The sequence below is a fragment of the Prevotella sp. AM42-24 genome (assembly GCF_003461825.1).
GTDB lineage: Bacteria > Bacteroidota > Bacteroidia > Bacteroidales > Bacteroidaceae > Prevotella > Prevotella hominis.
This window is the reverse complement of the sequence record NZ_QTXV01000089.1, coordinates 1-9533: the sequence shown is the minus strand read 5'-3', so window position 1 is coordinate 9533 and position 9533 is coordinate 1. Positions and strand designations below refer to the sequence as shown.

The 9533-nt window shown below is 42.0% G+C and carries 8 protein-coding genes; 6 read left to right on the top strand and 2 right to left on the bottom strand.

Annotated features, from left to right (window positions below; genetic code table 11):
- Positions 1-664: 664 nt before the first annotated feature.
- Both pssA and DW917_RS15415 read right to left on the bottom strand, forming a co-directional pair.
- Positions 665-1393, bottom strand: coding sequence for a CDP-diacylglycerol--serine O-phosphatidyltransferase (gene pssA, locus DW917_RS15420; protein ID WP_118120150.1), 729 nt, complete (start codon positions 1391-1393; stop codon positions 665-667).
- A gap of 47 nt (positions 1394-1440) precedes the next feature.
- Entirely contained in the window at positions 1441-2133 is a 693-nt protein-coding gene (locus DW917_RS15415) for a phosphatidylserine decarboxylase family protein (protein WP_022110068.1), read from the bottom strand.
- 136 nt (positions 2134-2269) lie between these two features.
- On the opposite strand from DW917_RS15415, the gene dnaE reads away from it, so the two are divergent.
- The 6 genes from dnaE (at position 2270) to DW917_RS15380 (ending at position 9473) form a co-directional block, all read left to right on the top strand.
- Positions 2270-5983 carry a DNA polymerase III subunit alpha gene (gene dnaE / locus DW917_RS15410; RefSeq protein WP_118120148.1) on the top strand — a complete coding sequence of 1238 codons (3714 nt, stop codon included), beginning with the start codon at positions 2270-2272 and terminating at the stop codon, positions 5981-5983.
- Positions 5984-6048: 65 nt separating this feature from the next.
- A complete protein-coding gene (trxA, locus tag DW917_RS15405) occupies positions 6049-6363 on the top strand; it encodes a thioredoxin (protein WP_022110070.1) in 315 nt (104 codons plus the stop codon).
- 247 nt (positions 6364-6610) lie between these two features.
- Positions 6611-7378, top strand: coding sequence for a hypothetical protein (locus DW917_RS15395; RefSeq protein WP_118120144.1), 768 nt, complete (start codon positions 6611-6613; stop codon positions 7376-7378).
- 127 nt (positions 7379-7505) lie between these two features.
- Complete coding sequence (locus DW917_RS15390) at positions 7506-7790, top strand: helix-turn-helix domain-containing protein (RefSeq protein WP_233524775.1); 285 nt, start codon at positions 7506-7508, stop codon at positions 7788-7790.
- A 135-nt stretch (positions 7791-7925) separates the two neighbouring features.
- Positions 7926-8150 (top strand): hypothetical protein, encoded by a 225-nt coding sequence (locus tag DW917_RS15385; protein ID WP_233524774.1) that lies wholly within the window; start codon positions 7926-7928, stop codon positions 8148-8150.
- Positions 8151-8327: 177 nt separating this feature from the next.
- Positions 8328-9473 carry an OmpA family protein gene (locus tag DW917_RS15380; RefSeq protein WP_158570206.1) on the top strand — a complete coding sequence of 382 codons (1146 nt, stop codon included), beginning with the start codon at positions 8328-8330 and terminating at the stop codon, positions 9471-9473.
- Positions 9474-9533 lie beyond the last annotated feature (60 nt).

Genomic DNA, 9533 nt, shown 5'->3' with positions numbered 1-9533 from the left:
CAAATATATATTTAAGTTCCATTTCCTCTAAAGAAGTGCAAGTACGAACTCTAACGATGCGCTTTATTAAGGTCTAATGATGCGCATCGTTAGGTGTTAATGAAGCGCATCGTTAAGTGTTAATGAAGCGCTTCGTTAGGTCATGCAGATTTTCTGTCATCTATATTACTGAAAATCAGTAAATTACGCTCCACCTCAAGCCTGCAAACTCTTGCCACCAACAGGAGAAAAGAAGTATAAAAGTTTGTTTCATCATTATTTTGTATCATTAAACTATGCTATTGCAAAAGTGTAAAAACTTTTACAATAACATACTGTTTTATAATAATGTATGGCAAAAAAATGTAAATAGATTGAAGATAATGTTGGCAATTGCCCATGGTATTGCTATTTCTTACGTTAAGCGGTTAATTTACTACTTTGTTATGGATATGTCTATATAACATGTTTTATCCATCCCTGTACCCACTTTTATTTTTCCCTGCCCACGGAAAAATTCTTGCGTGGGCAGGGAGAAAAATATACCCGGGCAGAGAAGGAAATTTAAAAGAGTATTTTGGAGAATAGGGAGAGTAGTCGAAAAAGATTATGATTTAGCATTGCTTGTAGAAAAATAGAAATAGAAAAAGGGTGCGTCATGTAGTTATGACACACCCTTATTGTTTTATTTCTTCTTTAAATACAGAATCACAGAAAGAATCACATAGGCAAGTATGATAATCCACCAGGCCTGAAGAAATCCGATAGCGCCCTCTGTGAATACAGAGCCGGCAAGAATGATAACGGTCAGACCTATAAAGAAATACTTGACTTCGTTACCTTTGAATGACCATTGCTTGAATTTCAGAGCAAAGAGTGGCAATTCACATACAAGCAAGAAACTGGTAATGAGAATCATTGCCAAGATGATAGCCACAGACCATTTGTCGTTGGTTAGCCATGAAGGACTACTTACTATCAGCGATCCCCAAAACAGCGCATTGGCAGGAGTCGGAACACCAATGAATGATGTCGTCTGTCGCTCATCAAGATTGAACTTTGCCAATCTTAGGGCAGAGAAGGCTGCGATGATGAATGCAGTATAAGGTAACCATGAACGTAATGGCTCTAAGATTGCCGGATACTCCATCACGAAAAGTTGTGAAAATACGATGGTTGAAGGAGCAACTCCAAATGTTACATCATCAGCAAGAGAGTCAAGCTCTTTTCCTATAGGTGATGAAACATGGAGCAAGCGTGCGCTCATGCCATCAAAAAAGTCAAATACTGCACCTATGATAATCCAGAGAAGTGCCATCTTGGGTGCTCCTCCGAAAGCATACGATGTTGCGATGCAACCAGATACGAGGTTACAACAGGTAATCGTGTTAGGAATATGTTTCTTTATATTCATTTTTATATATGATGATCAGTAGTTGAATGGCTCAACTTGCCCGAAAACTATTTCAATTTGGCGATGATGGTCTGGTCGCCTGTCGTAGATTGCCCCATCTTGACGCAAATCTCGGTACCTACAGGCAGATAGACATCAACTCTGGAACCCAACTTGATGAATCCCAGATGCTCATCAATATAGCATTCTTCACCTTCCTTGGCATACGTAACGATACGGCGTGCCACAGCACCAGCAATCTGACGGCATAATATATCCACGCCATCAGGAGTAGTAATCATGACATCGGAGTGCTCGTTTTCTTCGCTCGCCTTAGGAAGCCACGCTTTGTGATAATTGCCATCTACGTGTTTCACGAATTTCACCTTGCCGTCAACAGGGAACCAGTTGGCATGCACATTCCATAGGCTCATGAAGATGGAAACCATCATGCGCTTATCATTGAAGTAAGGTGCGTGGTCAACTTCTTCAATGACAACAATCTTGCCATCGGCAGGAGCCACGACTAATTTATCGGTGTCTTCTACGTTCAGGTAACGTATAGGGCAACGATAGAAGTTAAGCACGATACAATACACAACACCCATGACTACAGAGAAAGACCAAAATGGTATTTTGTTGTCAAAGGCATTCCACAATATCACCGCAATTGCTATGATAGCAATGATACCGTAAATCAGCTGGTCGGTACCTTCACGGTGTAATCTAATCTTCTTTAGTTTCTTTATTTTTTGTCCCATTACAGAGAGATTAAGTTTTTATCACTGCAAAGGTACATTATTTTTGTCATTTTTGCAAATTTTTCCGCAATTTCTTTTGGTTATGTCAACTTTTAGCAGTAACTTTGAACTCAAAATTCGCTTTTTAGTATAAAAAATGGAAGATTTCATACATTTACATGTCCATACACAGTATTCCATCCTTGATGGTCAGTCCAAGATTCCCCATCTTGTTGACAAGGCTGTCAAGGACGGCATGAAGGGTATGGCCGTTACCGATCATGGTGTCATGTTTGGCATCAAGGAACTGACCGATTATTGCGGAAAAGTCAATAAGGGTAGAAAAAAAGAAGGTCTGGAACCTTTTAAGCCTATTATTGGTTGTGAGATGTATGTAGCCCATCGAAGAAAAGAGGATCGTGATAAAAACAGGGGTGATATGAGTGGTTATCACCTCATCGTTTTGGCGAAGAATTACAATGGTTACAAAAACCTCATCAAATTGGTCAGCAATTCATGGGTGGACGGATATTATATGCGCCCACGTACGGATCGTGCCGATTTGGAGAAATATCATGAGGATCTGATTGTCTGTTCGGCTTGTATTGCTGGCGAGGTTCCTAAGAAGATTCTGGATGGTGATATCGAAGGTGCACGCGAGGCTTGTGAATGGTATCATCATCTTTTCGGTGATGATTACTATTTGGAATTGCAGCGCCACAAAGTGCCTGATGATCCACGTATCCTTGCCAATCGTGAGGCCTACGAATTGCAGCAGCGTGCCAATAAGGTGCTCATAGAATTTGCCAAGGAATATGGCATTAAACTGATCTGTACCAACGACTGTCACTTTGAGGATAAGGAAACAGCTGAGGCTCACGACCATTTGCTCTGTCTTGCTACAGGTAAGGATCTGGATGATCCGAATCGTATGCGATATTCTAAGCAGGAATGGTTTAAGACTCGGGAGGAGATGAATGAAGTGTTCTCTGATATTCCTGAAGCCTTGTCCAATACGCTCGATATATATAATAAGGTGGAAATCTATAGTATCGACCATGGACCTATCATGCCGTTCTTCCCGATTCCGGAGACTTTCGGTACCGAGGAACAGTTGCGTGAGAAGGTGTCAGAAGAAGACCTTTACAAGGAATTTACTTCTGATGAGAATGGGGAGAACCAGTTGCCGCCTGAAGAAGGACAGAAAGTGATAGACCGCTTGGGCGGTTACGACAAAATATACCGTATTAAGTTTGAGGCGGAATATCTGAAGCACCTTGCTTACGAGGGTGCCAAGAAATTATATGGTGATCCTTTGCCGGAAAATGTCGATGAGCATGTCAACTTTGAGTTGCATGTCATGAAGACGATGGGTTTCCCTGGTTACTTCTTGATTGTGTCCGACTTTATTCGTGCTGCACGTGAAGAATTGGGGGTTGTTGTAGGTCCGGGTCGTGGTTCTGCTGCAGGTTCTGTGGTAGCTTACTGCTTGGGTATTACCAAGATAGACCCATTGAAATATGACTTGCTGTTTGAGCGTTTCTTGAATCCAGACCGTGTCAATCTTCCTGATATTGATACCGACTTTGATGATGATGGTCGTGGAAAAGTGCTCCGATGGGTGATGGATAAGTATGGGCATGAGAATTGTGCGCATATTATCACTTATGGTAGTATGGCAACCAAGAATTCCATCAAGGATGTTGCCCGTGTAGAGAAACTTCCTCTGGATAAGGCAAATGCACTCTGTAAGGCTATCCCAGACCGATTGCCTGATGGAGCTAAGATGAACTTGACCAATGCCATCAAATATACGCCGGCATTGAGGGATGCGGAGTTTTCTACTGATCCTCGTGAAAGCAATACCATCAAGTATGCCAAAATGCTTGAAGGTACGATACGAGGTACAGGTATTCATGCTTGTGGATTCATTATCTGTCGAGACCCGATTAGTAATTGGGTGCCGGTTTCAACTGCTGATGACCCGGATTTCCCTGGACTGAAGACTGCCGTTACCCAATATGATGGCCACGTGATTGAATCTACTGGTTTGATCAAGATGGACTTCTTGGGTCTGAAGACACTTTCCGAGTTGAAGGAGGCCTGCAAGGTAGTAAAGCAGACATTAGGTGAAGATGTTGATTTGGATACAATACCGATTGATGATGCGCTGACTTATGAACTCTATCAGCGTGGTCAGACCATTGGTACTTTCCAGTTTGAGTCGCCTGGTATGCAGAAGTATCTGCGCGAGTTGAAGCCTACGGTCTTTGAAGACTTGATTGCGATGAATGCGCTCTATCGTCCGGGACCTATGGATTATATCCCATCTTTTATTGCCCGAAAGAACGGACAGGAAGAAATCAAGTATGATATTCCATGTATGGAAAAGTATCTGAAGGATACGTATGGTATCACGGTCTATCAGGAGCAGGTGATGCTTCTTTCCCGTCAGCTTGCCAACTTTACTCGTGGTGAGTCTGATGCCTTGCGTAAGGCGATGGGTAAGAAGAAGAAGGATATTGTAGATGCGATGAAGCCTAAGTTCATCAAGCAAGGTCAGGAAAATGGTCATGATCCTGCCATTCTTGAGAAAATTTGGGGCGACTGGGAAAAGTTTGCTTCCTATGCTTTCAACAAATCGCATGCAACCTGTTATTCCTGGGTGGCTTACCAGACGGCATATATGAAGGCGCATTATCCTGCCGAATATATGGCTGCGCTTATGACTCGCCGTTTTTCTCAGATTACTGAGATTACGAAGTTGATGGAGGAATGCCAGTCTATGAATATCAAGACGTTGGGCCCGGATATCAATGAGAGTTACCGTGCATTTGGTGTGAACGAGCATGGCGAGATTCGTTTCGGTCTTTCTGCCATCAAGGGTATGGGTGCTCCAGCGGCTGATGCCATTGTGGCAGAGCGTGAGAAGAATGGTGCCTATAAAGATATCTTTGATTTTGCCCAAAGAGTAGATTTCTCTAATGTGAATCGTAAGGCTTTTGAAAGTCTGGCGCTGAGTGGTGGTTTCGATAGTTTCGGAATCCCAAGAGAGGATTTCTTTGCCAAGGATTCCAAGGGAAATGTCTTCCTGGATACTTTGGTGAAGTATGGACAGCTCTACCAGCGTGAACAGCAGGAGGCTGTGACTTCTCTCTTCGGTGGAGTGGAAGCGGTAGAAATTGCAACTCCTCCTATTCCTAAGGGAGAGCCATGGAGCACGATCGAGAAATTGAATAAGGAACGTGAACTGGTAGGTATTTATCTGTCTGCTCATCCGCTGGATGATTATAGTATCGTTCTCCATTCGATGTGCAATACGCATTGTACAGAATTGGGCGACAAGGAGGCCTTGTCCAAAAAGGCTGAAATTGTCTTTGGCGGTATCGTTACTGCGCTGAGATCAACGTTTACCAAAACTGGCAAGCCTTGTGGATTTGTAACACTGGAAGATTTTGAGGGTTCCGGAGAATTGGCTCTCTTTGGTGAAGATTGGGGACAATGGCGTGGTATGCTCGTAGAAGGAAGTACAGTCTATGTTACTGCAAGATGCGCTCCAAGATATGCCAATAGTAATTATCTGGAATTCAAGATCAACAGTATTGATTACATGCAGACGATTAAAGAAAACCGTATTGAGAAATTGACGATTACGCTGGATAGTGATATCGTTGATGATACAGTTATCAATGATTTCAATACGATGTTGAAAGATGATCTGGCAGGGAAAACTCAATTGTATTTTCAGATACATGATGTGGAGAGCAATACCTTCATCATGTTCCGGGCGCAAGATAAGACAGTCAATGTGGGCAAGGAACTGATACAATATATTGAGGCGCACCCTAAAATGTCATACCATATCAATTAAATAAAATTGGCATACGGTTTGCAGTAAGACATATCATATTTATAATAATATTAATATAGAATAAAATGGAAGTAACAATTACAAATGACAATTTTGAGAGCTACAAGAATGGTGAGCTCCCATTGGTAGTAGATTTGTGGGCAACATGGTGCGGTCCTTGCCGCCAGATTGCTCCTATCGTTTCTGAACTCGCCAACGAGTATGATGGCAAGTTGGTAGTAGGTAAGTGTGATGTTGAGGAGAATGATGACATTGCTATGGAATTCGGTGTTCGCAATATCCCTACTATCTTGTTCTTCAAAGGTGGTGAGTTGGTTGACAAGTTTGTGGGTGCAGCTTCTAAGGCTACCCTTCAGGAGAAGTTCAATTCTCTCTTGTAATACTTGAATAGTAGTACGCCTTTCATAAGATAAATAGGCTTGTATAATAAACATGAAAGAGGGTGTGTCATCAGTCCATGACACACCCTCTACTGTTAATCTTCTTTCAGTAAAAGATTTTGAGGCTATTGTTCTTTTTTCTGAAATTATTATCGTACTTTTGCAAGCGTATTTACTTATTTTATAATAATGTATGGCAAAGAAAGATGTCAAAAATACAAGAAAATAAACAAAAGATAAGAAGCGTATGGATTCATTATTTCTTTTTCAGTTTGCATGTTTTATATTCATGCTCATCAATGCCTTCATCGTAGCACTCTCTCATCTGCATGTAAGATGGGAGAACAAGCGGTATGAGCGTTCTCGATGGATCATCGTGATTGCACTGATAGGATTGGCGATACAATATGTGATACAGATGACTTTCGGATTCCGAGCCATGCACGATAATTTAGGGGCGGTCATCAACATCCTCATCTATACCCCCTGCTTCTCGCTTATCTCTATAGGAATCTATAACATAGAAACCACCCGTGCCAACCTCAGGAAGATGATTCTGATGTGCAGTGGTATTTATGCTGCCATTATCTTGGTCTTTTGCGTGGGTATCAGTCTCCATCATAGCCTGTATATCAGAGAAGGGCTTTATCTGATGCTGGCTCTGTTTTGCGCAAGTGTTTTCTATTGCATATACATGATTATTCAGGAGATGATCAGGCGCAGAAACTTGTTGGAAACAATGGCTGCAACGGATTTGTTGCCTTACGTGAGATATTCCCGAGCCAGTGTCATTATTCTCTGGCTCGCAGTTCTCGCTATGCCGGTTGCCATCTTTTCTACCACCTTATTATATATAGTAGGTCCAGCTGTATTGCTTGCCTTGCTGTTCTTCAATCTTACGTTTATAGCTCTCGGCAGCAGTTATATCCCTACCGAAGAACTCTTGGATAAAGAAGAGGAAACCAATGCTTTGACGAGAGTAAAATATAGGTCTGGGGGGGGCAATTTCTGCTAAACAGCAGACCTCTACTGATAGTGGTACAGAATCTTTACGATCACTTTCCGATGAGCGCAGAGATTTCATCCAGAAGAGTCTTGATGCATGGTGTGCGAATTTAGGATATAAGGACTGTACTGTGAATATGCTTACCCTCTCTCGCACACTTTGTATCTCCAAGGATGAGCTATCTGTATTCTTCGACCAGTATCAGAAAACCACATTCAGAATATGGCTTGGCGATATACGTTTCAATGCGGCAAAGAAGATGATGTTGGAATGTCCAGACTATAGTAATGACATTATTTCTGCCGAGTGTGGCTTCTCTGCCCGTACCTATCTGTACCGGATTTTCAAGTCAAAGGAAGGTTGTACGCCTACCGAATGGCGAGAAGAAAATACCAGAAAAACGCATAATAAAAAGGAATAAATCGTTAAAATGGGTGTCTACTTCCTACGAAGTAGACACCTAAAACATAGGAAGTAGACACCTGAACATAGGAATGCGACACCTTTTTTGGATGAAAAACACTATATTTGTGCCATGAAAGAAATGTTAGAAACTATGCCAAGGATAGAATTAGCCCTGATCATCATCGGGGTGTCTGTACTCATATTAGGTATTATCTTAGGATATGCCATGATACATGAGTACAGGATGTATCTTGAGAATCATTGGAAGGCTCGCTATAGCTTTCGTGACTTCATCAAGAGAGAACGCTTTTATATCTTTCTTCTGTTGGCTTTCATTTTAATTTCCCTGACAAACCTCTTGTATTTCTTAGAGTGAGTTTCGGTTCAAATGAAACAAAAGGCTTCATAGTAGTCACCCATTTTGATTATTAGGAGAATACTCCTTATCTTTATCTTTACGATTTAATATAAACGAAATAATATGGCAAATTATTTGACAATACGGATTAGATTGCTGATTGCAATACTTGCATCAGTGTTTCCGCTTTCCACAATGAAAGCTGAAGAAGGAAAAGATGTACTTGCCCCATCGCAAGGCTGGTACATCGGTATTGAGGGTGGAATGCCTTTCGGTTTCTCTACTTTCTCAAGTTTCGGACATGACAAGACGCACCTCGGTTGGGCTGCTGGCTTATATGGGGGCTATCGTTTCAACTCCATATTCTCGGCAGAGCTGTCCGCCAAGTATGGAGAGATGAACTTGTCGGCACAAGACTGCTGCGTAGAACGTAACTATTGGTTGGGTAGCGACGGTATGCGTTACAACGCAGGTGTCTTAGGCATGGACAGTTGGGAATATGCCAATCTGAAAAGCCATGTCAGGATGGGTTGGTATGGGGCAAGAGTGAACGTTAATCTCCTTGGACTGTTCCACAAGACAGCTAACAGCCGATGGGATTTGGCTGTTTCACCTCATATATATGCAGTAACGACCAAGGCTGATATCCAGACTATAGCCGATGATGCCAAGGTAATGAAAGGTTCTACCAACTGGCATTTGGGTTATGGTGCAGACTTGCAGGTGGGCTACCAACTGACTTCATGTCTGAAATTGGGCATCTATTCCGGTTTGACTCGTCTTACTGGCGAACGTGTGGACGGAATGCCTGAGCATCTGCATAAGAACAACTTTGTTTGGGAAAGTGGAGTGAGATTGGGGATAAACCTCTCAAAAAAGAAGAACAAGGTAGCAGAAACTCCATCAGTTCCACAAAAGGAGGTTCTACAACAGGAACCAACTTCTTCGGAGAATGTCAATCAGAAAGAAACAGTGGATAAGGCAGAAACAAGAGTTGTTGAACAAGACATAAAAGAATCTGCAAAGGTGACTTTCCCTGTCATATATTTCACCTTCAATAGTATCGACATCCAACAAAATGAAGAGACTAAATTGAATGATATTCTCAAAACATTGAAAGAGAATCCGAACATGAAGGTGACGGTAACAGGTTGGTGTGACACAAAAGGCAGCGTGACTGTCAATAAACGTATATCTCGCCAGCGTGCAGAAACCGTAAAAACTTGGCTTGTGAAGAATGGCATAGAGGCAAGTCGCATTACTGCAATAGGAAATGGTAGCGATGACACCCAAGATGCGGATAAGGCTCGCCGAGTAGAGACTAAAGACAATCATAAGTAACCCATAAAACAAGATAGAAAATGAAAGCAAAAAGAAGATTTAATATTTGGTTATGGGTGC

Bases quoted from the DNA above. Each gene is read 5' to 3' on its own strand.
- pssA (WP_118120150.1), bottom strand. From the start codon at position 1,393: ATGAATATAAAGAAACATATTCCTAACACGATTACCTGTTGTAACCTC.
- DW917_RS15415 (WP_022110068.1), bottom strand. From the start codon at position 2,133: ATGGGACAAAAAATAAAGAAACTAAAGAAGATTAGATTACACCGTGAA.
- dnaE (WP_118120148.1), top strand. From the start codon at position 2,270: ATGGAAGATTTCATACATTTACATGTCCATACACAGTATTCCATCCTT.
- trxA (WP_022110070.1), top strand. From the start codon at position 6,049: ATGGAAGTAACAATTACAAATGACAATTTTGAGAGCTACAAGAATGGT.
- DW917_RS15395 (WP_118120144.1), top strand. From the start codon at position 6,611: ATGGATTCATTATTTCTTTTTCAGTTTGCATGTTTTATATTCATGCTC.
- DW917_RS15390 (WP_233524775.1), top strand. From the start codon at position 7,506: ATGCTTACCCTCTCTCGCACACTTTGTATCTCCAAGGATGAGCTATCT.
- DW917_RS15385 (WP_233524774.1), top strand. From the start codon at position 7,926: ATGCCAAGGATAGAATTAGCCCTGATCATCATCGGGGTGTCTGTACTC.
- DW917_RS15380 (WP_158570206.1), top strand. From the start codon at position 8,328: ATGAAAGCTGAAGAAGGAAAAGATGTACTTGCCCCATCGCAAGGCTGG.